Consider the following 23,047-nt stretch of genomic DNA (forward strand, 5'->3'; position numbering starts at 1 on the left):
ATTAGATTTTTAGAAATTCGGTTAATTGTGCATAAAATTCTTTATTATCTTCTACTAATTTATCTGTTTCTCCTACAATAACAATTTCTTTCATCACATCTCCCTGTTCAACTTTATCAACTACATCTTGATCAGCTTGTTCTACAACTTCACCGAAGATAGTATGATGATAATTTAGCCAATCAGTTGGAACATGTGTGATAAAAAATTGAGAACCATTTGTATTTGGCCCAGCATTTGCCATAGCCAAAAGCCCTTTTCTATCAAATACAACACCTTTTTTGAATTCATCACCAAATTGATATCCAGGTCCTCCTGCTCCAGTTCCACTAGGATCTCCACCTTGAATCATAAAATCTTTTATAACTCTATGAAATGTCAATCCATTATAATAGCCAATTTTTGCTAATGTAACAAAATTTAGAACTGTTATTGGAGCAACCTCAGGAAATAAATTTAGTTTTATCTCCCCCTTGTCTGTTTTAATAATAGCTTGTAAACTCATCTGTCCTCCTTTCTTTATATTTTTTTATAAATTAATTATACATTAATTTCCACTTTTATAGGTGTCTAGAAGTATTTTTTCTTCTGTCGTTCCATAAATTTCATAATACCATTTCTTATTTAACTTATTTTCAGTATCTTTTAATTCAATTTGATACTTTTCTAAAATCGTATTTAAATTTCTATATTTTTTACTAACTTCAATAATTTTTTCCATTATAGGTAATTGCTCTTCTTCTTGAATTGTATTAGTTAATTCAAAATTTAATTTTTTTTCTTCTGAAAGGAGCTTATTTATTTTTACCATAAAATCCCCTTTTATTCTCTTCAACTCTTTCAATTTATATTTATAAAATCTCTCTAGAACTTCAGAGCCAGATTTACCTTTTAGCATTTTTCTTTTCTCAATCTTTTTATTCAAAAAGTCTTCAGAAAAGTTATATTCAATAGCTAGTTTTTCTATATTATTTTTTAGTTTATTAAATTTTTCTATATTTTCACTAGCTAATTTTGAGATTTCTTCTATATTTAAAGATAAGAACATTGTTTCATAAATAGGAATAACTTCATTCTTTAATTTTTCAATACCGGCAATATCCTCTTTTTCTTTTAAATCATCATATACTCTTTTCACTAGTGTCAAAACTTGTAATATAACCTCTCTTGAATAGTCTAAAAACATATCTACATTAATTTTTGTATCCATTTTTCCCTGCTCCAAAATATTGATAGAAATGACATTTTATTCCACCATTATACAATTTTCTATTTTTTGTTGATTTTTCTGAAAAAGCTTTTTCAAAATCTTCATATGATGTTATTACATAATACGACCACTTTGCTAACTTTCTCTTACAAAAATCTCCAAATTCCTTATAAAATTGATATATATCTTCATCTTCTCCATTCATAAGTCTTTCTCCATAAGGAGGATTTACTATTACTGCCCCATATTTTGCTGGACTTTCTAACTCTCTATAATCTTTTACTGAAAATGTTATATCGTCTAAGACACCTGCTTTTTCAGCATTCCCTTTAGCAATTTCTATACTTTTTTCGTCTATATCAGAAGCCATTATTTTTAGTTCTATATCGAGATTTTCATTTGAAAAAGCTTCATCTCTAGTGTCAGTCCAAATATTTTCAGGAATAATAGACCATTTTTCAGATGAAAAATTTCTATTAGCTCCTGGAGCAATATTTCTAGCTATCATAGCTGCTTCAATAGCTATAGTTCCTGTTCCACACATCGGATCTAAAAAAACTTCGTTAGCTCTCCATTTCGATAGCAATACTAGAGCTGCCGCTAAAGTTTCTTTAATAGGAGCTACTCTTTGATTTGCTCTATATCCTCTTTTCGTTAAAGACTCTCCAGAACTATCAAGCATAACTATAAAAATATCTTTATGACAATGAATTTTTATTGAATATAAAGCTCCATTTTCTAAAAAGATTTCTCTTTTATACTTTTCTTTCAACTTTTCAACCATAGCCTTTTTAACTATTCTTTGAATATCTGATTTTGAATACAATTTTGATTTTACAGAACTTACCCAAGAAACTGGGAATTCTCCGTTTTCATCAATATAATCTCCCCACTCTATCTTTTTTATATTTTGAAAAAGTTCTTCATAAGTAAGAGCTTTAAATTCAGCCATTTTTATAAAAACCCTATCAGAACATCTTAAATGGATATTAGCTTTAACCAAATCTGTAAAATCACCTTCAAACTCAACTCTACCATCAAAAACTTTTATATTTTTAAAACCAAGAGAAAGACATTCTTCTTTAACAACACTTTCTAATCCCATTGTAGTTGATGCTATAAAAATCATTTTTCTCCCTCTCTCTCAGCTTTTTTTACTAAATCTTTATAAAATAATCTTATTATTGATAATAATGGTGTTCCTAAAAACATTCCTAGTAAACCAAATAAATTACCAAAAACTATCATTGAAACCATAACCCAAAATGAACTCAATCCTACCTTATCTCCAATTATCTTCGGTCCAACTATAAAACCATCAACAAGTTGAGAAATTACAATAGCAACTATTAAAAATATTGTTTTTATTGGAGCAATTATAAGTATTAAGAAAAATGCTATTATTCCTCCAACTAATGAACCTACATAAGGTATCATATTTCCTATTCCTAGTAGTATGCCACTTAATGCTGCATAAGGAGTTCCTGTTATCAATAAAGTTATATAGACGCATAAACCCACAATGAAAGAAACTATTATTTTCCCACCAATATAGTTTAAAAATATAGTTTCTGAAGCTTTTAATTTAAGCATTACATAATCTGTATTTTTCTCTCCAAATATTATTTTTACAATATTTTTTAATGTATTTAACAGTCTTTCTCTATCTAGCAATATTAAAAATGCTAATATAAAAGCTACTACTACATTTGTAAGTCCCACTGACCAACGAACAATATTTCCTAATAATACTGAGCCTATTTTTTGTATACTAGAAGAATTAGCTTTAATAAAATTAGAAAAATTGGTATTTAATTCACTAACATTTATTTTATATATATTTTTCTCTTCTAAAATTTCTATACCTCTAGTCATAAAATTATAAATTTTATCTGAAATATAAGGAAAAATATTATTCATCTCTTTCATTGAAGCTAAAATTTGAGGAATAATTATCATTAATAATACTAATATTATCAGTATTACAATCAGAATAGATGCAATAAGTGAACATATTAAATTCATTTTAATTTTTCTTCTAAAAAATTCTGCTATAGGATTTAGTAATACAGCAAGAAATAAAGCCATTATTATTGATGTAAAATAACCACTCCACTTGCTAATTATTTCTAAAAAGTTAGCAGTACTTAAAAAATATGCTTGAACAACTATAATTAATAAAACTATCCCTAAAATTTTTGTTACTTTTTTTAAACTCATTTATTTTAAACCTCTTACTATTTATCTCAAAATGAAATCAACTTCATTCTCTTCTGAATCTCCAACAATTTTTATTACTAACCTATCAGGTATACCAATAATAACCTCTCCTGGAGATTTTATAAAACCTTGTTTAACTGCAATTTTCAATGGAGAATTTGAGCTTGTTACTCTAACCATTTCATCTTTAAATTGCACATTACAACCACCAATTCCTGTTTCTACAAAAATATTTTTTTCTTCTTTTTGCAATGGTTGAACATACTTCAAATCTCCATCAACCCATATTTCTGCCTTAGCACCTTTTACATCTTTAAAGTTTCCTATTTTTGATAAAAAAACTCCAAAAAATACTATTAAAAATATATAAATTACAGTATCACCTATCTTAAAATATCTATTTTTTTGCATTGGCAAATTTTTCTCCCATGTATATCCTTGTTTCTATTTTATTTTTTGTATTATCTAAAATATCTTTATCTATTTCAACCTTATCTTTCTCAAAAACTAAAATACAAGTTGATCCACCAAATAAGAAATAACCTTTTTCATCTCCTTTATTTACAAAAGAGTTCTCTTTATAAGTTTGAACTATTCCACCAACCATAGTAGCTCCAACATCAACCATTGCTATATCCCCAAACTTTTCAGTGCTTAATATAGCATATTCTCTCTTATTTTCAGAAAAAATTCTAAAATTTGTTTTTATAGCATGAGTTGAAACAGAATAATAATATCCTTCTATCTTTTTATTTTCAGATATTTTTCCACTTGTTGGAAAATGAAATCTATGATAATCTGCTGGTGCTAATCTAAAAATTACAAATGTTCCACCCTTATACTTTTCAGCTAAATCTTTACTCTGAAAAAATTCTTCTAAAGAAAATTCAGATCCTTTCACAAAAAATTTTTGAATCTCATCTATATTTTCATAAGCTAATATTTTTGAATCTGCTGGTGATGCAAGACTTTCTTCATTCTTGTCAATTATTCTAGCTCCATCTTTTAATTCTCTATAAAAAAATTCATTAAAATTATTATAATACTCAGCTGGATACTTATATTCATTCATATTTATATCCATATCTTTTATAAAATCTTTAATTTTATTTTTTGATTCTGGACTAGACATTTTTTTACCATACCAATCAGATAAAATTTTTCTTTTTACAACTGCATTTAAAGTTAGTTTTCCAAAAGGATTATAGTAAAGAAACTCCAAAAAATTCTCTCCCATAACCTTTTCTATTTTTACTTCTCCTGTTTTTCTTTCAATATATCTTATTTTTTCAAACTTCATATTATTTCCCTTACTAGTAATAATTAGAAAAATTATTATTACTAGAACTACTATTATTTTTTTTCGTTTCTTAAACATTTTTTATTTTATTAATTAATCCATATTTTAATTTTAATAAATCAGAAGATAAATCTACCTTATAACTATGTGGATTTTCCAATCTTTTTCTTTCAGGAGATATTTTTCCTAATGTATCAAAATAATAATTTTGTGATTTTTTTACATCTAAAAGTTCACTGTATAAATTTTCAATTATATTTCCATTTTCTATGTAAATATTTGTAAGTTTTTTATATGAATAACTATCTTTTTTTAATAAACTACTTTTAAATTCATACTTTTCATCTCTTATAGAAAATTCTTTATTAGCTGTTAATTTTTCTTTATCCTCATCATTTTTTACTAAAGTTATTAGGTCGGCATAAGCAAACCCTTCTTTATCAAAAATTCTGTACACTTCTTTAAATCCTGGATTTGAAATTTTTATAACATCTCCTGAAATTTTTATTAAAGGTTCTTCATCTAACTCAACTATCTTATAAACTCCTCCAAAACAAGGAAATGATTTGCTTACTGCTATTGCATCTCCCACTCCATACATATCTACACAAGCTCCTTGTTCTTTCAAAGACCTTATAAGTTTTTCATCTAAACCATTAGTTAAAGTTATTTTAGCTTTTGTAAAGCCTTCTTCATCTAATCTTTTACGGCATTTTTTTGATTGATATGCCAAGTCCCCTGAATCAAGTCTTATACCATATATTCCTTGATAGTTGTCATCTATGCCACATTCCTTAAAAGCTTTTATTGCATTTTCTATACCAATATTTATTGCATCATATGTATCTATCAATAATATTAAACTATTATTTTTTCTTTCTCTTCTGTGTGTTATAAAAGTTTTAAAAGCAATTTTTTCAGCTTCTACACCTACCCCAAATGCTTGAATATATGAATGAGACATTGTTCCGTTCGAAGGAAGTCCATACTTATATTCAGTCATTAAATTTGAATGCCCAAAACATCCTCCAATTATAGCTGCTTTATTTCCCTCAACAGCACTATCAAAACCATGAGCTCTTCTACTTCCAAATGCTAAAACCTTTATAGGTGCAGCTACTCTTGTTATCATAGAAGCTTTTGTAGCTATTGCCATATTCATATTCATTATATTTAATATGGGAGTTTCTAAAATTTTAGCTTGTATCAATGGAGCCTTAATAGTTATTATTGGTTCATTAGGATAAACTATTTCTCCATCTCTTAATGCATATAAATCACCAGTGAATTTTAACTTTGATAAAAATTCTATTAAATGCTGTTCTTCTAAAATTTTAGAGAAATATTTTTTCTTTTCTTCTTCCGGAGTATTATTTAAAATCTCTATTAAATGTATAACTTCCTGTATTCCTGAAACAACTGCAAAACCACCATCTTCCGTCTTTCTAAAAAACATATCAAAGACTGCAACTTTATTTTGCATATTTTCCATTAAAAAAATATCACTTTCTGTATATTGATATCTATCAGAGTTGATAACTCTGGCAAATTCTGTTAAAATTAATTCATTATTCATAAGTTCCACCTTGAAAATTTATTTTATTAATTATACCACATTTTTTTGTTTTTCCAAATAATAATTTAAATACGATAAGTGAACTTAATATATTAAAAAAATATAGAGGTGATTTTAATGAGAACAGTTATTCAAAAAGTTAAATGTGCTAAAGTCAGTGTAGATAGTAAAATTATAGGAGAGATTAATCATGGTTTTCTTGTCTTATTGGGAATTACACACGATGATAGTGAAAAAGAAGTTAAATGGCTCGCAAACAAAATAAAGGATTTAAGGATTTTTGAAGATGAAAATCAAAAGATGAATTTATCACTAGAAGATGTAAAAGGTGAAATATTAATTGTCTCACAATTTACTCTTTATGGTAATTGTATAAAAGGTCGTCGTCCATCTTTTATCGATGCTGCTAGACCTGAGTATGCAAAAGAATTATATCTAAAATTTATAGATGAATTTAAAAATTTTGGAATAAAAACAGAAGTTGGAGAATTTGGAGCTGATATGCAAGTTGAACTGCTAAATGATGGGCCAGTTACCATGATAATAGATACAAAAGATGCTAAAATTTAGTTTTATTCCTTTGATAAATAAAGTCTCCTGACAACCGTATGACTCTTCCGAGCTCACCGAAATGCTCTCCAGAGTAATACGGAGGTTGGAGACTAATTTTCATATTAAATTTATACTTTCCTATAAAATAAACTCTTCGAACTAATACAGACATCAGGAGATATTATTTTATTTATACATTTATGCAAAAAATTCTCCATTATCACAATAATTTTCACCAGTCAATGTAAAAAATATAACACAGCAATCTTTATTGTTATTTACTTTTTTTATAAGTTCTGTTAAATACTTAGCAACCTCTTTTTTTATTTTTTCTTCCCTTGCAAACCAATATATTTCAACAAAAGTATAGCCTTCTACAATTTTTCCATCAAAAATATATTCAGTTTCTTGGTGCTCTATGGTCACCCAAGTTCTATCACAATTTATAATTTTAGATAAATTATCTACTATTTCTTTACTGTGTTCCACTATTATTTTTTTCTCAATTCCTCTTATTTTTAAATGTGGCATAATTCCTCCTAAACTATATTTTATTTTTTTGTTAAAGTCATTCCTGTAAATCCAAAAATTAATGTTAATATCAATGAAAGGTAACAGAAAAATGAAAATGGTAAGTAAGCTACTGTACTAACTCCTAAAACACTAGTTATAAAAACCCCACAAACTCCCCAAGGAACTAAAGGATTGATAACAGTTCCTGAATCTTCTAAGGTTCTTGATAAATTTTTAGAATGTAGTTGCAATTCATCATAGATAGGCTTAAAAGTTTTTCCTGAAAGTAAAATACTTAAGTATTGCTCTCCCACTATGTAATTTACTCCTAAAGCTGTAAAAGCTACACAAAAAGTCGCTCTTGATGGTGTTGTTAATAAATGAGCTATGCTTTCTAATAATGTAGGAATAATTCCTAAACCAAATAATAAACCTCCCAAGGCCAAAGCAAGTATTACTATTGTCAATGTAAAAAACATACTGTTTATTCCACCTCTATTTAGAAGACTTGCTATTGTTTGTGGTAAATCAGCCTTTGAAAATCCTGCAAATAAAAACCCAGCTATTTCTTCTAAACTATAAGAATTATTAATGAATGCTATTCCTAGTCCAACTATACTTGTATATATAATTGTTAATATTGCTGGAACTTTTAATATTGAAAATATTATTAATAAAATGAAAGGTATAAAAGATAAATTATTAACTAAACCTGTATTTAAAATATCATTCTTAAATTGTACAACACTTGATATATCTCCAACCTTATTCCAAGGAGAAAGTAAAGTAAATGCAAGAGCTGATAATATAAAAGCTGGAACTGTTGTATACATCATATTTTTTATATGTTCAAATAAATCAACTCCGACTATACTTGCCGAAATACTTGTTGTATCTGATAAAGGAGACATTTTATCTCCAAAAAATGCTCCAGATACTATTGCTCCAGCAGTGATTGCAGGATTTAATCCAAAAGCATTAGACATTCCCATAAGAGCAACTCCTAAAGTTGCAACAGTAGTCAAGCTACTTCCAATAGCTATTCCAATAATTGCTGTTATTACAAAAGATGAAAGGTAAAACACCTTTGTTGAAATTATATCTAAACCATAAAAAATTAATGTTGGTATAGACCCTGCCATCATTAGTACTGTAACTAAAATTCCAATGAAAAAAAACAAAAATACAGCTCCCATACTTGTACTAACAGATTGAATCATACTATTTTGTAATAATGAAAATTTAACTTTATTTATAGAACCATATAATAATAAAAATACAATAGTTATTAAAACTGGAATATGTGGTGTCATATTTGGAATTCCTATCATTGAGTATCCTAGTATTAGAAATACTATCAAAATTATAAGTATTGCTTCCATTTTCTTCGGTTTGTGATGTTGTACTAAATCAAACATAAAAATCTCTCCCTCTAATTTTTTTATAAAGCCCATTAACAACCTTATGAGTTTTAAAAATTTAATAAACACAGTTTATTCAAACTAATATAGCCATTTGAGCCTAATTTTTATTTTAAATTTTATACTTTTCTAACAAATAACAAATAAATAAAGTCTCTTGACAGCCGTATGAGTTCTACGAGCTCAATGAACACAGGCTCTTCCAACTAATACGGATGTCAGAGACTATTTTTGCTATTTAATTTTATACTTTCCTAATAAACAAAAAAGGCTTTTTACATATTGTAAATGTAAAAAGCCTTAGGTACCTTATTATAAATTAGAGGCTCTTTACAAATACAAATAGAGCCACTAATTAATGACTCTCTAATTCTTATAATAATATACGTAACCAAAATGATTTTTATTTATATTTAGGTTTTTATTTAATTCTATTGATAGTAAGTTTAACATTTTGATTACTCCTTTCTTATTAATTATGATTTTGAATTTTAACATAATATAAAGAGCTTGTCAAGTAGTGAAATTTTATTTTTTTTACCCCCATTTTTAATAAAAATGATATAATGAATATTATAAAATATTTTTTAGAAAGGAAAAAATATGAGAAAAGAAACTAAATGGATTTTAGAAAACGAAGTTAATTATGAATATGTTTTTAATAAAGAAAAAAATAAAAAATTAGATTACATAGTAAAAGAAATTTTAGAGAATAGAAATTTATCTCTTGAAGATGACTTTTCTTTTGATCCTTTTGATTTAAAAGATATTGATATTGCATATGAAAGAATAATGAAAGCAATAGAAAAAAATGAAAAAATTTATATCTATGGAGACTACGATGTAGACGGGATAACTTCTGTTTCACTTCTATATTTATCTTTATCTGAACTAGGTGCAAATGTTAACTATTATATTCCATTGAGAGATGAAGGTTATGGTCTTAATAAAGAAGCTATACAAACATTAAAAAACGATGGAGCTAATCTCGTTATAAGTGTTGACTGTGGTATAAACTCCGCAGAAGAAATTGACTTAGCTAATGAATTAGAATTAGATTTTATTATAACAGATCATCATGAAATAACAGGGAATTTACCAAAAGCTATGGCAGTTATCAACCCTAAAAGAAATGAGAATATATACTCTTTCAAATATTTAGCAGGTGTTGGAACAGCTTTTATGCTTGTTTATGCTATTTATAAAAAACAAAATAAAATGAATGATTTAAACAAATATCTAGATATCGTAGCTATTGGAACTGTTGCAGATATAGTCCCTTTAGTTTCTGACAACAGAAAATTTGTAAGAAGAGGTTTAAAAGTTTTAAAAAATACAAGATGGATAGGAATAAAGCAACTTATTAGAAAAATTTTCCCTGATGATTGGGATAGTAGAGAATATTTTGCTTACGATATAGGTTATATAATTGCCCCTATTTTTAATGCTGCTGGTCGTTTAGAAGATGCAAAACAAGCCGTTTCTTTGTTTGTTGAAGAAGATGGCTTTAAATGCTTACAAATTATAGATAAACTTTTGGAAAATAACAATTCAAGAAAAGAGATACAAAAAAGAATATTTGAAACATCTTTAGTTGAAATTGAAAAAAAACAACTATACAATAGAAAATTAATTTTAGTGGCTAATAAAAATTTCCATCATGGTGTTATAGGTATAGTTGCATCTAAAATTTTAGATAAATACTATAAGCCTAGTATTATCATGGAAATAAAAGAAAATGAAGGAATAGCAACTGCCTCTTGCAGAAGTATTGATGGTATAAATATAGTAGAATGTTTAAATTCTGTTAGTGATATTTTAGTAAAATACGGTGGTCATTCAGGAGCTGCAGGTTTTACAATAAATATTGAAAATATTGATGAATTTTATGATAGGGTAGAAAAATATATAGACGAGCACTATGACACTGAAGTTTTTAAAAAAAATATAAAAATAGAATCAATTTTAGAGCCTTACAAAGTAAATTATAATTTTTTAAAAGAGTTAGAATTACTTGAACCATACGGAGCTAAAAATCATACTCCTATTTTTATTTTTAAAAATTGTAGATTTGAAAATCTAAGATTTACTAGAAATAGTACAGAACATCTTATGATGGATATTATGAAAGATGGATACTATTTCAAAAATTGTATTTTTTTTGGTGGTGGGGATTACTATGATTTGGTAGCTGAATCAAAAAGTATTGATATAGCTTTTAAATTAAAATTAGAAACTTTTAAAGATAGATATATGTGTAAGTTACAACTTGAAGATATTAAAAATTCAGAAAATAATTCAGATATTTTTGATAGCATTCTAAAATTAGAAGGTAAAGATATTACTTTTCCAATAGAAACAGTTGTCTATCCTAAGAGAATGGATATTGAAAATCCCATATCTTTAAGTTTTAACGATTATGGGGTAGCTTTAACTAAAGATAGAGTTATTTTTGAAAATATTGACTCTAATCTTTCTAAAATTTTAGTAACACTAAAAAGGGATTTCAATTATGATTTTTCAGTAGAGATAAAAGAAAGATATATAAAAAAAGAAAATATAAACTTACATATTGTAATAAACAAAAAGGAAGCTGAACTGAAAAGTTTTCCAATAAAAGACAATCAAATTTTTATGGAAATTAAAAATATGTTAATAGGAAATTTTTCGTATAACTCTATTCAGAAAAAAATACTTTCTTCTATTTTTAAAGAGAAAAATCCTACTCTTGCTATAATGGAAAAAGGAAGAGGAATAGAAACTATTATAAATACAATAAAATTTTTCTATGAATACAAAAATTTAACTATAAGTATAAATGACGCTTCTAAAAAAGCTAATTTCTATATCTTTACTTTAAATTTTAATCACGATACAATTTTAGAAGATTTTCTTAAAAGTCTTGAAAAAATTGAAAATAAAAATAATATCTTAATTATTTCAAACAGAGATTTTAATATCAATAATTTTATAAAAATTGAGGATACTTACTCTGTTCCAAAAAATGTTGAGTATATAGATTATAAAGAAATTAAAAAATTAAAAGATTTTGATAACTTATATTACCCATTCTTATCAAATGAAAAGAAAGAAATTTTATTAAAAAAAGTAGAAGAAAATGAAAAAATATATTCAACAAAAGAAATAGTTGTTCATTTCTAAATGATTGAAAATAATATTTTTTTGGTTTATAATGCAATTAAAGTAGGCTATTTGTCAAATAGTGTTGATGAACTATTAAAAGTTCTGATACACTATTTTTTCATTTATAAGGGAAGTATAAAAATAAATAAAAAATAGTCTCTGACGTCCGTATTAGTTCGAAGAGCCTGTGTTCATTGAGCTCGTAGAACTCATACGGCTGTCAAGTGACTTTATTTATTTATCATATCTATACATTCCTAAACGATTATTCATAATCCAAAAAAGTGGAATAAATATTTTTTTTGATAGGGGCAAAATTTTTGCCATTTTTTCTGTAAAATTAATAAGTCCTATTTGTTTTAATTTAGGTTCTAATTTTACAACTTCACTACCGTCTTTTACACCCCATTTAAATACAGCATTATTCATTTTCTTTAGAGCATCGTGTTTTGAACTCATTTTTACAGTTCCTTTATAAAGTAAATCTAAATGTAACTCAAATTTATTAAAGCTATTAACTAAATTTTCTAAAATTTTCTTTACTTCACTTTCATCAAAATACATAAAAACTCCTTCAGAAATTATAAGCAACTCTTTGCCGTTAGTTACAACTTCTTTGGTCCAATCAGATTCAAAAACTGACTTTGAAATATTTTTTACTCTATCATTTTCTTTAAAAAAATTTTTTCTTACTTCTATTACTTCTGGCAAATCAAGATTATACCAAATTATTTTTCCATTATCTACTCTTTCAAATCTGGTATCAAGTCCACAACCTATTGAAATTATTACACAATCTTGATATTTGGCTATAAACTTCTTTACTTCTTTATCCATTATATATGCTCTTGCTAATACTCCATAATAACTAGCCCAAGCAGTATCAAATTTTTTAAAATCATAATCTAATTGTGAAACAATTTCAAAAGATTTTTTATCTTGTAAAATAGATTTTGTACTTTCATAATCTTTAGCCCTTACATTTAATGTTATAAGCAATGTTTCTGCTACACCATCTAATTTAATTTTCATAAAAAGCCTCCTTCGTGATTAGATAATAAATATAATTAATTTTATTATACTCTTCATAAATGAAACTTTCAATATTTTTTACTAGCTAAATTTCTTTAAATCAAAATATTTGTATATATAATTTTTATAGAAAAGTCTAAATTTAAATACTTATTAGTCTCTGACGTCCGTATTAGTTCGAAGAGCCTGTGTTCATTGAGCTCGTAGAACTCAAGAGACTAATTTTCATTATTCACTTTTATACTTTCCTATAGAATAAACAAAAAATCCCTGACAAACGTACAAAATTTCCTGTTTTTAGTAAATACAGGTTTCAAAGTAATACGAATGTCAGGGATTATTTTTTATTTAACTTCAGCACCAAAATATTTTAGTACAACTTGATAAATCAAGTTAGCCACAAGTCTTGAAGTTCTATCATCATAGTCATATCTAGGGCTAATTTCTGCTACTTCAAGTGTCAAATTCTTTTTAGTACTAGCTATAATATCTAGCAATCTAATTGCTTGGCTTGGCCAAATTCCAAAAGTTTGTGGAGCACTTACTCCTGGAGCACAAGTTATATGGAATACATCTGTACATATAGTTAGATGTATAAAATCATTTCTTTCTAAAATTGGATTTAAATTTAAATCACTAACTTTTTGTATATCTTCTGCTAAATAATATCTTACGCCATATTCTTTTGCTCTATCAAAAAGTCTTTTAGTATTTGAAAATCTTTGAATTCCTATAACATTATAGTCAAATTTTATATTATCTCTTTTACAATCTTCAGCAATTTGGTAGAACATAGTTCCTGAATTTCCACCTTTACTAAAATCTCTCATATCAAAGTGAGCATCAAAACTTATAATTCCAACCTTAGGTTTTGAACTAAGAGTTTTTGCATAATTCATTATACCTGTATATGTTCCATAAGCTATATCATGTCCACCACCCATACATACAACAAAATAATTCTTTTCTTTTAGTTTTGCAACAGTATCAGCAAGTTGCATTTGGGCTTCTTCCAGTTTTCCATTTTTTACATCTATTGGGTTTTTTAAATCATAAAATTTTATAGAAGTATCAAATATCGGAAAATTTGACAATGCAGATTTTAAATGTTGCCACCCTTCTCTTGCTCCTAATCTTCCATTATTTCTTCTAATTCCTTCATCAGAATTATAGCTTACAAAACAAACTTTTTTCCCGTCACTACTTTCTTCCAACAATTCTTCTAAAGTTTTTACTTGAATAACTTGGTGTATTCTAAGTACATCTTCATCATATCCATCTATACGACCATTCCAATCCATTTTATACCTCTTTCCATTAAATATATGTTTCTATTATTTATTTTAAGAATATTTATAACAAACTTTAAATATATTTATAATTTTAACACATTGTTATAATTATTCAAGTAAAAATATTTCTCTTTATCATATTCTATAGCTTTTTCTTCTAATAATTTAAAGTTGCAGCACCTTTCTTTTATATTGTTAGGCAATTTATCAAGCAACATATATTCATAAAGCTTTGTAGCAGTTTTTAACCAATTGAGGCAAGAATTCTCCGATCTCTGTAGCTGGGAGATGAATTGCCTTGTTTTTTAGGTAGAATAATCGTATAATTGATATATATAATTAAAAAATAGCAAGAAGATAGAGAAGATGATACAACTAAAAGCATACAAATACAGAATATAACCAACAGAAGAACAAAAATATTCATAAGTAAAACTTTTGGTTGTGTTAGACTTGTCTACAACCTTATGCTCAACGATAGAGATATAAATGCAGCGAAAAATATATTAGCTGAAGGTCTAAGAATAAGACAGACAGCTTGATGAAAAGATAAAAAGAACCATAGGAACTATGGGGATAGCCTACTCAATATAGGTAGCTAGTAAAAGTACCTACTTCATAGGAAGCTCCCACCTCTTTAGGTGGGAGTAGTTCACGTAATTCTAAAAGTGCAAGTTTGTGTTTTTACAATTTGTGAATTATTTCGCTTTATAAGGGTATATGCAAAATGGTATAATTAACATAGAAAAGTAACTATGAATTTATATTCTACAATCTTATTTTGAAAGTAAATAAGGAGAAAATTTATGGATAATACATTTATAAGATTAAAATCTTTTTTAGAAGATACGAACAATTTTGAAGAACTTTTAGAATCCGATACTCTTATATGGGTCGATCATAGAGAATATGATGAAGATATCATCTCTTATGTGAATGAAAAACTAGAAGATAAGATAGAAATAGTATTAAAAGATAATGGGAAACCTTATGGAGAAGATATTTATTTAAAACATAAAGATAAGTCATTTATGATACCCTATAAGGAAAAAATGGATAGAGATACAACCATTAAATCTATAAATGAGTTTATTCAACCCAAGTATGAAATTCGTTTTTGTATTGAAAGTCTTGGGAATGATACTTTGGCATTTGTGGTATTAACTAAAGATTTATGGAAACAATTAGAAAATGAATTCGACAAAGAAAAAGTGAGCTATTATTTTGAAGAAATAAATTTCAAAAGCAAGATGTTTGATATGGATGTGGATACTGTTTTTAAAATACGTGGTGAAAGATTAGGAATAGTGTAGAACGATAAATTTTTGAAGGAGTATATATGAATACAACAAAAGAATGGATTAAAAAATATGAAACAGTAAAACATTTATTAGTTGCCCCTATGAACTATGCAGAAGTTTTTGAAAAAAATGAAATTCATGGAAAAAAATTATTTGTTTTAGAAATGGGAGAAATCATATTTCCTACGGGAGAACTTTTGGTAAGAGATCCTTTGGTTTGGCTGAGTAGAGCAGAAAAACCTTACTTAACCAAAGTACCAAGAGGAAAGTATAGCATTGAAACTTTGGTAGCAGAAATCGAAGAAGAACACTATCGTTATGTACTTACAAGAGTAAAATTTAATGAAAATAAGCCTGTGATTTATTACGAAGCTTTAAAAGGTGATGAAAACCTAGAAGGTGTAGATAATGAAAGTATTTTTGGATTTATGGTTGATGCAGGATTGGCAACTATAGTTGATGTAGAAACAAGAGATAAATATTGTGATTTTGTAGAGAAGTGGTATAAAGAAAATACTGAAAAAAATATTTATAATGATTTTTTTGCAAAGGAATTTAAAGAAAATGCCATGAAAAATCCAAAATTTCAAAGAGAAGATGGAGACTGGATAAACTTTAAAATTCCTAATACAGATTTATCAATTCCTATGATTCAGTCTGGTTTTGGAGATGGACAGTATCCTGTATATTTTGGGTATGATGAAAAGGGAAATCTTTGTGATATTGTTTTAGAGTATATACCGATAAATTAATTTCAAAGGGGGATATATGAACTATTTATTAAATAAAGAAGATTTTATTTTATATGAATCCAAGTATGTTTCGACTTATGAATTTGATGATGAAAATATTAATGTAACCATTTATAAAGACGATTTCACACAGGAAGAAATTGATTTTACTAACAAGCTAATTAATCTTTATGAGAAGAATTTACCTAAAATAGCTTTGGCTTGTGTAAATTTAGATACTTTTAGGCTTGTATGAAGATATTTTTGATGTAAGAATTGATAGCTAAAATTAACAAATAGTGTATTGGTGATAAATATTTTACTTAAAGAATATAATATTAAAAATATCGAAGCCTATATGAAAGTTAGAGGATAAAATGAAAAAATTTGATACAGAATACATTAGCAATAAAAAAGCGGATATAGAAGAAATTAAAGAGATTATAAAAAATCTGTTTACAGAAAATAGTGAGGAGTGGATATCTATCATTGACACTTCTAAGAAAAATCCTAACTATATTCAAGTTCATTCAGATATAGGAATACTCGATGATTTAAAACCTGTAGTGAAGTTTATTAAGTCTAATTTAAATTATGAAGCAAATGCTATAGATGAATTAGATTTTTACATAATAGAATATAGAAAATATGAACATAAAAAGAACTTTAAGCATTATCGAGCTTTCTTTGATAAATCAGAAACTATTATTTCTTATCTTGAAAAGTATTTAAACGATGAAGAAATTGATGCAGAAAAATGGATAGATGTAACAAGTGAATTTACAGAATAAATAAAAATTGTAATGAGGTGGTAGAATATGGAAAAAATAAAACATGAATTTTTTGGAGAATTAGATTTAGTAAATGGATTAGACGATGGTATGGGATTTAGTGACGATGTTGTTGTATTGTGGGAAGAAGAGATAAATGGAATTAATACAACACTTTGGTATGGTAAACCAGCTAAAATCACAACAGAATTATTAGATAATTTTACGAAGTTTTTACAAAATTTTGATGAATATAACATAAAAGCTAGAAAAGCAATAGAAGAATTTCTATTAGAAGATAATACATATATTACATTTCATAAAGAAGAATTAGAACTTGATTTACCAGAAGATGTAAATGAATTTGTACAATGTATGAAAGTTACGAATATTGGATTATGGGCAGATGGAGAGAATGTAATGATTGTAGATTATATGATTTCTCCAGAAGAAAGTGATGAAATTTTAGCTGTTAAATTTGATGATAGTCTTGATATTATAGATATTGCTTGGGAAAGTTAAAATTTAAAATTAAAGGGTAACTATTAGAACATTTTGAAAATATGAAAGAATTCTATAAAAAATACTTGAACAAAACGGTAATGCTTTAGTTACGATTTATTAGTTATCAATAAACAAAATAAAAAAATTTGGTTACCACTAGGGCGGAATTTTCACTATTAAAGTATAGGTAGCTAGTAGAAGTACCTACTTCGTAGGAAGCTCCCACCTCTTTAGGTGGGTGTAGTTCACATTATATACTTCATATTTATTTTTGAAAATGAAGAGAAAAAAATATTTTTCTTCCCTTTTAGCAATAAAATTTATTTTAATTTTAACGAATAATTTAAATTTTATTTAATTATTTTTGCTACCTTCACTAGAACTTTTTAAGAAAATAAAAAACGAAGCTATTGAAAATTATAGCTTCGTTTTATTTTTAATATTAAATTTATTTTTAAATGTTCTCAGGAATTTTCTTACCTCTAAATAATTTATCTGCTAAGTAGATAAATGGTGTATCACAAATAGCAACAATAAACTTTATAATATATGTAGATAAGAAAATATTAAACATTACATCAATAGGGTAAACTCCATAGAAAGCTATTGTTGTAAATACAGCATTATCTAATAATTGACTTAACATTGTACTTCCGTTATTTCTAAGCCATATATGTTTTTTTGCCGGGAATTTTTCTCTTATTTTTTCGTATAGCCATACATCATGAAATTGTGAAATTAAATAAGCAACTAATGATGCAAAAGCAAGTCTTGGTAATAAAGAAAATATACTTTTAACACTTTCAAACATAGCTATACCTTCTGGTACATCAAGAGGTGTAAAATGTATAGCACATTGCATAATTAAAGTGGTTGCTATCAACCCAAAAAATCCAATTTTTACAGCTTTTTGAGCTGCTTCTTTTCCGTGATTTTCACTTAATATATCTGTCACTAAAAATCCTCCAGCATACAATATATTTCCAAGTGTTGCTTCCATTCCAAAAAGATTTACAAGCATAACTACTTGTATATTTGCAAGTATAGTTGAAATTGGAACCCAAATATATAAACCTGTTTTTCCAAATTTTTTATAAGCAAATAAAATACAAGAAAAATTTATTACCAACATTAAAAACCATAAAAAAATATTATTCATCATTATTGTTCAAACACTCCTAACTCTCTATTATTCATTAAAATTTCTACCCTATCATTATCAAATAAATCTCTCATTTCTATTTCAAACCATCTAACTAATTCAGGGTCACTTTTTACTTCCGTTCCATTGTCATCAAAGACATTTACAGTTATAGCTTTAAAATATTTAAGTCCTATTTCAATATCTTTTCTTATCATTTCTTGAGTTTGTCCCTTAGTTGCTATAAGTAAGCAAACCGAATATATTTTTTCTGACAACTCCTTTATTTTTTTTTCATCTAAAATTATATTTTTACCATATACATTTCTTCTATAATCATTATCAAAACTTTCTATGCCTGTCCTAAATCTTATTTCAACTTTTTTCTTTTCGTTAAAAAAATCTACAATTTCATTTAGTCTTGGTAAATAAAAATAGAATATTTCAAAATATAAAATTTTTATATCCTTTTCATATACTATTTCCCTTATTTTTTCCAGTGTTTTTCTAGGTAATTCAAATACTGAACCAGAGTTTATAACTTCTAAAACTCCTAAATCTCCACTAACTTCTTTCAAAACTTCAAAATTTACACTATTAATTTCACTCTCATTTGTAGAATTATCCTCTATGTAATTACAAAATTTACATTTTCCATAAACACAAGGAAAAGACTTCAAAAGAGTTATTTCTCTTGCAAATTTTCCTTCAACTCTATTATAGCGTACTCCCATATTCCCCCTTATAATAAACATCTTGATATCCATATGAGTTCTACGAGCTCAATGAACATAGGCTTTTCAAACTAATACGGACGTCAGAGAGTATTTTTTGTTATTTAATTTTATGCTTTCCTTACAAATAAAAAAGGGGACTTGTCATCCCCCAAGTCTAGTTTTTTATAGATGGTTTAAGCTAGCACATCTTTTATTCGTTTTTAATTAAATTTTTTCAAAAGGTCTCTATATTGTCTGTTTAACATTTTTACAGTAAACTTTCTAATAAATTGATACCAGAAAAATTGCATTTTTTCCATTCCTTTTACTGAATCTTGTAACATTCTTTTTATAAAATCATGCTCTTCATAACTAACTTTTAATTCAGTACTAGTTTTATTAGAAGCTACATCTGTAATATAAGTTAAAAATTCATAAACTCCTGCATATTGACTATTAGATCCTGCATCAGCAAATTGTTTTTTTGCTTCATTTATAAATCTAACAAGAAGTTTTTTATCGTTTTTTTCTAATTTTACAGAATATTTTCTTTTCCCTTTTCCTATTTTTTGAATACTATTCATCATTCCAAGCATAGATGACATATTATTCATTTCCATAGGATTTAGAGTTCCAGGATTTATTCTAGTTTTCATAAATTATCACTCCACTTTTCCTATAATTTTCTCAATTTCTTCTGTTGTTATTGCACCTTTTCTAAGTATCTTAGGAACTTTTTTTGTTAAATCAATAATTGTAGACACTTCTCCTAATTTACATTTTCCTCCATCTATAAGTAGATTAACTTTAGATTTTATAGCTTCTGAAAGTTCTTCATAAGATTTTGGGCTAGGCTCTCCAGAAATATTTGCACTTGTTGTTGCTAGTACCCCGCCAGCTAAATCTATAATTTTTATAGCCAAATCCAAGTTAGGTATTCTAACTCCTATTGTATTTCCTCCAGAAACCATTATTTCAGGAATATAATCTTTTTTTCTTAATATTACTGTCAATGCTCCTGGCCAAAAAGCTTTAGCTAATTTATTCAATAACTCTCTATCTTCAACAGAAACTTCAGCCACTTCATCTACTTTATCTACTGAACTCAAAAGTGCAATAAGAGGAGAATTAAAACTTCTACTCTTTGCAAAATAAATATTATTTATACTTTCTTCATTAGAAATAATAGCACCCAAACCATAGACTGTATCTGTTGGATAAATTATTAATTCTCCAGATTTTATTCTTTGAGATAAACCTACCCATTCTTCATCTTTTACAGTCATAATATTATCTATTTTTTTATACATATTAGTTGAACAATTCTGAAACTGATCTATTGTTTACTATTCTATCTATAGCATCAGCAAAAACTTCATCTACTGAAAGTATTTTTACTTTATCTATTTTCTTTCTTTCTGGTAGTGCTATTGAATCAGTTATTATTATTTCTTTCAATGAACTTTTTTGTAGTCTTTCTATTGCAGGGTCAGAGAATACAGCATGTGAACAACAAGCATAAGCTTCTATTGCTCCTCTTTCTACTATAGCATCTGCTCCATTAGTTATAGTTCCTGCTGTATCAATCATATCATCTATGAATATAGCAATTTTCCCTTCAACTTCTCCTATTAAGTTCATAACTTCTGATAAATTTGGTTTAGGTCTTCTTTTATCAATAATTGCAATTTTACAATCTAATTTTTCAGCTAATTTTCTTGCTCTTTTTACTCCACCAATATCTGGAGAAACTACTACTACTTTATCTCCGTATAGTCCTTTTTCTTTAAAATATTTAGCCATTAAAGGTAATCCTTGCATATGGTCAAATGGGATATCAAAAAATCCTTGTATTTGATCAGCGTGTAAATCCATTGCAACTACTCTGTTAACCCCAGCAGTTGTCAATAAGTTTGCAACTAATTTTGAAGTAATTGGTTCTCTTGGTTTTGATTTTCTATCTTGTCTAGCATACCCATAATATGGAATAATTACATTAATTGTTTTAGCTGAAGCTCTTTTTAAAGCATCAACAAATATTAAAAGTTCCATCAAGTTTTCATTTACAGGTTCTGATGTTGATTGTACAACAAAAACATCTCTTCCTCTAACTGTTTCTTCAATTTCAATATAGATTTCTCCATCTTTGAATCTTAAGATTTCAGCATGTCCTAATTCTAATCCACATTTCGCAGCTATTTTTTTTGCAAGTTCCAAGTTTGCATTTCCCGAGAAAATTTTAACATTATTAAAATTTACCATCTTCTTTTCTCCACCCTTCTTTTATTATTTGTTTACTTCTTGACACAGCAAGAGAGTTATTTGGTACATCTTTAGTTATAACAGAGCCTGCTCCTACAAGAGCATTAGCTCCAACATTAACAGGAGCTACAAGCATAGTATCACTACCTATAAAAACATTTTCTCCTATCTCTGTTTTAAATTTATTTTTTCCATCATAGTTACAAGTAATAGTTCCTGCTCCTATATTAGTTTTTTCTCCTACATGAGCATCTCCTAAATAAGTTAAATGCCCGGCTTTTACACCTTTTTCAAGGGTTGATTTTTTAGTTTCAACAAAATTTCCTATATGTACATTTTCTTTTAAATGAGATTTTGGTCTTAAATGAGCAAACGGTCCTATAGTAACTCCATTTTCAATTATACTTTCTTCTATGACAGAATTTTCTATTCTAACATTATTTAGAATTTTACTATCTATAATTCTAGTTCCTGAAAGAATTTCACAATTTTCCCCTATCTCTGTATTTTTTTGAATAGTTACATTAGGGTAAATTACTGTATCTTTTCCTATTTTTACTTCATCATCTATATAAGTTGTTGCAGGATCTATCAAAATAACTCCTGATTCCATTAAAGACTTATTTTTTCTTTCTCTTAAAACTCTAGAAACAAGAGCTAACTCAACTTTAGAATTTACTCCTTGTATCTCCATAGAATCTTCTAAAGAGTAAGAGATAATTTTTTTATTTTCAGAAGCTAATATTTCTATAACATCTGTTAAATAATATTCGCCTTTTTCATTATTGTTATTAATTTTTCCTAGAGCATAAGCTAGATGCTGAGCTTTAAAAATATAGACTCCTGCATTAACTTCCTTAATCTTTTTTTGCTCTTCATTAGCTTCTTTTTCTTCAACTATTTTTAAAACTCTATCGTTTTCTTTAAAAATTCTTCCATAACTAAATGGATTATCAAAAATTGCTGTTAAAACGATTCCATCTGCATTCTCTTTTTTATATTCATTATAAAAATTAACTAACGTTTCTTTTTGAATTAAAGGAATATCTCCATTAATTATAAGAATATCTCCATTATAATTTTTTATTTTTTCTTCTGCCTGTTTTACAGCATGACCCGTTCCTAGTTGTTCTTCTTGAATAACATAACTGATATCATTTCCTAAAACTTCTAAAACTTTTTCTCTCTTATGTCCTAGTATCAATACATTTTCTTCTACATCTAGGGCATTCAATGCATCTATAATTCTAACTACCATAGGTTTTGAATGAGCTAAATGAATAACTTTTGGTAATTCAGACATCATTCTACTTCCTTTTCCAGCAGCCATTATAATCGATTTTAATGACATTTTTCCTCCAT

26 protein-coding genes are annotated in these 23,047 nt (G+C 26.8%); 8 read left to right on the forward strand and 18 right to left on the reverse strand.

Going from position 1 to position 23,047, the window contains the following annotated elements; all coding sequences use genetic code 11:
• Nucleotide 1 precedes the first annotated feature (1 nt).
• From BQ2505_RS00710 to BQ2505_RS00740, 7 genes are all read right to left on the reverse strand, one after another.
• A complete protein-coding gene (locus BQ2505_RS00710) occupies nucleotides 2-505 on the reverse strand; it encodes a peptidylprolyl isomerase (protein ID WP_074015918.1) in 504 nt (167 codons plus the stop codon).
• 42 nt (nucleotides 506-547) lie between these two features.
• Nucleotides 548-1,210, reverse strand: coding sequence for a hypothetical protein (locus BQ2505_RS00715; RefSeq protein ID WP_074015919.1), 663 nt, complete (start codon nucleotides 1,208-1,210; stop codon nucleotides 548-550).
• Nucleotides 1,194-2,339 carry a THUMP domain-containing class I SAM-dependent RNA methyltransferase gene (locus tag BQ2505_RS00720; RefSeq protein ID WP_074015920.1) on the reverse strand — a complete coding sequence of 382 codons (1,146 nt, stop codon included), beginning with the start codon at nucleotides 2,337-2,339 and terminating at the stop codon, nucleotides 1,194-1,196. The genes BQ2505_RS00715 and BQ2505_RS00720 overlap by 17 nt, the downstream gene beginning before the upstream one ends.
• Nucleotides 2,336-3,430 carry an AI-2E family transporter gene (locus BQ2505_RS00725; protein WP_074015921.1) on the reverse strand — a complete coding sequence of 365 codons (1,095 nt, stop codon included), beginning with the start codon at nucleotides 3,428-3,430 and terminating at the stop codon, nucleotides 2,336-2,338. Before BQ2505_RS00725 ends, BQ2505_RS00720 begins: the two co-directional genes overlap by 4 nt.
• 21 nt (nucleotides 3,431-3,451) lie before the next feature.
• Nucleotides 3,452-3,841 (reverse strand): NusG domain II-containing protein, encoded by a 390-nt coding sequence (locus BQ2505_RS00730; RefSeq protein WP_074015922.1) that lies wholly within the window; start codon nucleotides 3,839-3,841, stop codon nucleotides 3,452-3,454.
• A complete protein-coding gene (locus BQ2505_RS00735) occupies nucleotides 3,828-4,730 on the reverse strand; it encodes a phosphatidylserine decarboxylase (protein WP_074015923.1) in 903 nt (300 codons plus the stop codon). The genes BQ2505_RS00730 and BQ2505_RS00735 overlap by 14 nt, the downstream gene beginning before the upstream one ends.
• 70 nt (nucleotides 4,731-4,800) lie before the next feature.
• Nucleotides 4,801-6,306: a nicotinate phosphoribosyltransferase gene (locus BQ2505_RS00740; protein WP_074015924.1), complete on the reverse strand. Its 1,506-nt coding sequence runs from the start codon at nucleotides 6,304-6,306 to the stop codon at nucleotides 4,801-4,803.
• A gap of 117 nt (nucleotides 6,307-6,423) precedes the next feature.
• Here BQ2505_RS00740 and dtd point away from each other — a divergent pair, with 117 nt between their 5' ends.
• Nucleotides 6,424-6,876, forward strand: coding sequence for a D-aminoacyl-tRNA deacylase (gene dtd / locus BQ2505_RS00745; RefSeq protein WP_074015925.1), 453 nt, complete (start codon nucleotides 6,424-6,426; stop codon nucleotides 6,874-6,876).
• A gap of 180 nt (nucleotides 6,877-7,056) precedes the next feature.
• Here dtd and BQ2505_RS00750 read toward each other — a convergent pair whose 3' ends face one another.
• Together BQ2505_RS00750 and nhaC are read right to left on the reverse strand one after the other, a co-directional pair.
• Complete coding sequence (locus BQ2505_RS00750) at nucleotides 7,057-7,389, reverse strand: DUF1904 domain-containing protein (RefSeq protein ID WP_074015926.1); 333 nt, start codon at nucleotides 7,387-7,389, stop codon at nucleotides 7,057-7,059.
• Nucleotides 7,390-7,409: 20 nt separating this feature from the next.
• Nucleotides 7,410-8,789, reverse strand: a complete 1,380-nt coding sequence (nhaC, locus tag BQ2505_RS00755) for a Na+/H+ antiporter NhaC (RefSeq protein WP_074015927.1) — start codon at nucleotides 8,787-8,789, stop codon at nucleotides 7,410-7,412.
• Nucleotides 8,790-9,395: 606 nt separating this feature from the next.
• Here nhaC and recJ point away from each other — a divergent pair.
• The gene (gene recJ, locus BQ2505_RS00760; protein ID WP_074015928.1) at nucleotides 9,396-11,954 is read left to right on the forward strand and encodes a single-stranded-DNA-specific exonuclease RecJ; all 2,559 of its coding nucleotides are present in this window, start codon (nucleotides 9,396-9,398) and stop codon (nucleotides 11,952-11,954) included.
• Nucleotides 11,955-12,170: 216 nt separating this feature from the next.
• Here recJ and BQ2505_RS00765 read toward each other — a convergent pair whose 3' ends face one another.
• The 3 genes from BQ2505_RS00765 to BQ2505_RS08625 form a co-directional block, all read right to left on the reverse strand.
• Complete coding sequence (locus BQ2505_RS00765; protein ID WP_074015929.1) at nucleotides 12,171-12,968, reverse strand: class I SAM-dependent methyltransferase; 798 nt, start codon at nucleotides 12,966-12,968, stop codon at nucleotides 12,171-12,173.
• 344 nt (nucleotides 12,969-13,312) lie between these two features.
• The gene (gene hutG / locus BQ2505_RS00770; RefSeq protein WP_074015930.1) at nucleotides 13,313-14,269 is read right to left on the reverse strand and encodes a formimidoylglutamase; all 957 of its coding nucleotides are present in this window, start codon (nucleotides 14,267-14,269) and stop codon (nucleotides 13,313-13,315) included.
• A 74-nt stretch (nucleotides 14,270-14,343) separates the two neighbouring features.
• On the reverse strand, nucleotides 14,344-14,550 hold the full coding sequence (locus tag BQ2505_RS08625) for a type III toxin-antitoxin system ToxN/AbiQ family toxin (RefSeq protein ID WP_262360264.1): 207 nt from the start codon (nucleotides 14,548-14,550) through the stop codon (nucleotides 14,344-14,346).
• 135 nt (nucleotides 14,551-14,685) lie between these two features.
• On the opposite strand from BQ2505_RS08625, the gene BQ2505_RS09045 reads away from it, so the two are divergent.
• From BQ2505_RS09045 to BQ2505_RS00805, 6 genes are all read left to right on the forward strand, one after another.
• Entirely contained in the window at nucleotides 14,686-14,802 is a 117-nt protein-coding gene (locus BQ2505_RS09045; RefSeq protein WP_392389516.1) for a helix-turn-helix domain-containing protein, read from the forward strand.
• A gap of 264 nt (nucleotides 14,803-15,066) precedes the next feature.
• Nucleotides 15,067-15,573, forward strand: coding sequence for a hypothetical protein (locus tag BQ2505_RS00785; protein WP_074015931.1), 507 nt, complete (start codon nucleotides 15,067-15,069; stop codon nucleotides 15,571-15,573).
• A gap of 26 nt (nucleotides 15,574-15,599) precedes the next feature.
• Nucleotides 15,600-16,313 (forward strand): DUF4241 domain-containing protein, encoded by a 714-nt coding sequence (locus tag BQ2505_RS00790; protein WP_074015932.1) that lies wholly within the window; start codon nucleotides 15,600-15,602, stop codon nucleotides 16,311-16,313.
• 16 nt (nucleotides 16,314-16,329) lie between these two features.
• Nucleotides 16,330-16,548, forward strand: a complete 219-nt coding sequence (locus tag BQ2505_RS00795; RefSeq protein WP_074015933.1) for a hypothetical protein — start codon at nucleotides 16,330-16,332, stop codon at nucleotides 16,546-16,548.
• Between the two features lie 121 nt (nucleotides 16,549-16,669).
• Entirely contained in the window at nucleotides 16,670-17,083 is a 414-nt protein-coding gene (locus BQ2505_RS00800; RefSeq protein WP_074015934.1) for a hypothetical protein, read from the forward strand.
• 27 nt (nucleotides 17,084-17,110) lie between these two features.
• Nucleotides 17,111-17,584 carry a DUF2004 domain-containing protein gene (locus BQ2505_RS00805; RefSeq protein WP_074015935.1) on the forward strand — a complete coding sequence of 158 codons (474 nt, stop codon included), beginning with the start codon at nucleotides 17,111-17,113 and terminating at the stop codon, nucleotides 17,582-17,584.
• Between the two features lie 436 nt (nucleotides 17,585-18,020).
• On the opposite strand, the gene BQ2505_RS00810 is transcribed toward BQ2505_RS00805, so the two are convergent.
• From BQ2505_RS00810 to glmU, 6 genes are all read right to left on the reverse strand, one after another.
• Nucleotides 18,021-18,728 carry a queuosine precursor transporter gene (locus BQ2505_RS00810; protein ID WP_083232297.1) on the reverse strand — a complete coding sequence of 236 codons (708 nt, stop codon included), beginning with the start codon at nucleotides 18,726-18,728 and terminating at the stop codon, nucleotides 18,021-18,023.
• On the reverse strand, nucleotides 18,728-19,441 hold the full coding sequence (locus BQ2505_RS00815; RefSeq protein ID WP_074015936.1) for a radical SAM protein: 714 nt from the start codon (nucleotides 19,439-19,441) through the stop codon (nucleotides 18,728-18,730). The genes BQ2505_RS00810 and BQ2505_RS00815 overlap by 1 nt, the downstream gene beginning before the upstream one ends.
• A gap of 203 nt (nucleotides 19,442-19,644) precedes the next feature.
• Nucleotides 19,645-20,079, reverse strand: a complete 435-nt coding sequence (locus BQ2505_RS00820) for a hypothetical protein (protein ID WP_074015937.1) — start codon at nucleotides 20,077-20,079, stop codon at nucleotides 19,645-19,647.
• A gap of 6 nt (nucleotides 20,080-20,085) precedes the next feature.
• Nucleotides 20,086-20,733, reverse strand: coding sequence for an L-threonylcarbamoyladenylate synthase (locus BQ2505_RS00825; RefSeq protein ID WP_143403516.1), 648 nt, complete (start codon nucleotides 20,731-20,733; stop codon nucleotides 20,086-20,088).
• A gap of 1 nt (nucleotide 20,734) precedes the next feature.
• Nucleotides 20,735-21,685 carry a ribose-phosphate diphosphokinase gene (locus BQ2505_RS00830; protein ID WP_074015938.1) on the reverse strand — a complete coding sequence of 317 codons (951 nt, stop codon included), beginning with the start codon at nucleotides 21,683-21,685 and terminating at the stop codon, nucleotides 20,735-20,737.
• Nucleotides 21,672-23,036, reverse strand: a complete 1,365-nt coding sequence (glmU, locus tag BQ2505_RS00835) for a bifunctional UDP-N-acetylglucosamine diphosphorylase/glucosamine-1-phosphate N-acetyltransferase GlmU (RefSeq protein ID WP_074015939.1) — start codon at nucleotides 23,034-23,036, stop codon at nucleotides 21,672-21,674. The genes BQ2505_RS00830 and glmU overlap by 14 nt, the downstream gene beginning before the upstream one ends.
• Nucleotides 23,037-23,047 lie beyond the last annotated feature (11 nt).

The sequence above is a fragment of the Fusobacterium massiliense genome, assembly GCF_900095705.1.
GTDB classification, from domain to species: Bacteria; Fusobacteriota; Fusobacteriia; order Fusobacteriales; family Fusobacteriaceae; genus Fusobacterium; species Fusobacterium massiliense.

What these genes read in the sequence shown, in the direction of transcription:
- BQ2505_RS00710 (WP_074015918.1), bottom strand. Translation starts at nt 505, where the DNA reads ATGAGTTTACAAGCTATTATTAAAACAGACAAGGGGGAGATAAAACTA.
- BQ2505_RS00715 (WP_074015919.1), bottom strand. Translation starts at nt 1,210, where the DNA reads ATGGATACAAAAATTAATGTAGATATGTTTTTAGACTATTCAAGAGAG.
- BQ2505_RS00720 (WP_074015920.1), bottom strand. Translation starts at nt 2,339, where the DNA reads ATGATTTTTATAGCATCAACTACAATGGGATTAGAAAGTGTTGTTAAA.
- BQ2505_RS00725 (WP_074015921.1), bottom strand. Translation starts at nt 3,430, where the DNA reads ATGAGTTTAAAAAAAGTAACAAAAATTTTAGGGATAGTTTTATTAATT.
- BQ2505_RS00730 (WP_074015922.1), bottom strand. Translation starts at nt 3,841, where the DNA reads ATGCAAAAAAATAGATATTTTAAGATAGGTGATACTGTAATTTATATA.
- BQ2505_RS00735 (WP_074015923.1), bottom strand. Translation starts at nt 4,730, where the DNA reads ATGAAGTTTGAAAAAATAAGATATATTGAAAGAAAAACAGGAGAAGTA.
- BQ2505_RS00740 (WP_074015924.1), bottom strand. Translation starts at nt 6,306, where the DNA reads ATGAATAATGAATTAATTTTAACAGAATTTGCCAGAGTTATCAACTCT.
- dtd (WP_074015925.1), top strand. Translation starts at nt 6,424, where the DNA reads ATGAGAACAGTTATTCAAAAAGTTAAATGTGCTAAAGTCAGTGTAGAT.
- BQ2505_RS00750 (WP_074015926.1), bottom strand. Translation starts at nt 7,389, where the DNA reads ATGCCACATTTAAAAATAAGAGGAATTGAGAAAAAAATAATAGTGGAA.
- nhaC (WP_074015927.1), bottom strand. Translation starts at nt 8,789, where the DNA reads ATGTTTGATTTAGTACAACATCACAAACCGAAGAAAATGGAAGCAATA.
- recJ (WP_074015928.1), top strand. Translation starts at nt 9,396, where the DNA reads ATGAGAAAAGAAACTAAATGGATTTTAGAAAACGAAGTTAATTATGAA.
- BQ2505_RS00765 (WP_074015929.1), bottom strand. Translation starts at nt 12,968, where the DNA reads ATGAAAATTAAATTAGATGGTGTAGCAGAAACATTGCTTATAACATTA.
- hutG (WP_074015930.1), bottom strand. Translation starts at nt 14,269, where the DNA reads ATGGATTGGAATGGTCGTATAGATGGATATGATGAAGATGTACTTAGA.
- BQ2505_RS00785 (WP_074015931.1), top strand. Translation starts at nt 15,067, where the DNA reads ATGGATAATACATTTATAAGATTAAAATCTTTTTTAGAAGATACGAAC.
- BQ2505_RS00790 (WP_074015932.1), top strand. Translation starts at nt 15,600, where the DNA reads ATGAATACAACAAAAGAATGGATTAAAAAATATGAAACAGTAAAACAT.
- BQ2505_RS00795 (WP_074015933.1), top strand. Translation starts at nt 16,330, where the DNA reads ATGAACTATTTATTAAATAAAGAAGATTTTATTTTATATGAATCCAAG.
- BQ2505_RS00800 (WP_074015934.1), top strand. Translation starts at nt 16,670, where the DNA reads ATGAAAAAATTTGATACAGAATACATTAGCAATAAAAAAGCGGATATA.
- BQ2505_RS00805 (WP_074015935.1), top strand. Translation starts at nt 17,111, where the DNA reads ATGGAAAAAATAAAACATGAATTTTTTGGAGAATTAGATTTAGTAAAT.
- BQ2505_RS00810 (WP_083232297.1), bottom strand. Translation starts at nt 18,728, where the DNA reads ATGATGAATAATATTTTTTTATGGTTTTTAATGTTGGTAATAAATTTT.
- BQ2505_RS00815 (WP_074015936.1), bottom strand. Translation starts at nt 19,441, where the DNA reads ATGGGAGTACGCTATAATAGAGTTGAAGGAAAATTTGCAAGAGAAATA.
- BQ2505_RS00820 (WP_074015937.1), bottom strand. Translation starts at nt 20,079, where the DNA reads ATGAAAACTAGAATAAATCCTGGAACTCTAAATCCTATGGAAATGAAT.
- BQ2505_RS00825 (WP_143403516.1), bottom strand. Translation starts at nt 20,733, where the DNA reads ATGTATAAAAAAATAGATAATATTATGACTGTAAAAGATGAAGAATGG.
- BQ2505_RS00830 (WP_074015938.1), bottom strand. Translation starts at nt 21,685, where the DNA reads ATGGTAAATTTTAATAATGTTAAAATTTTCTCGGGAAATGCAAACTTG.
- glmU (WP_074015939.1), bottom strand. Translation starts at nt 23,036, where the DNA reads ATGTCATTAAAATCGATTATAATGGCTGCTGGAAAAGGAAGTAGAATG.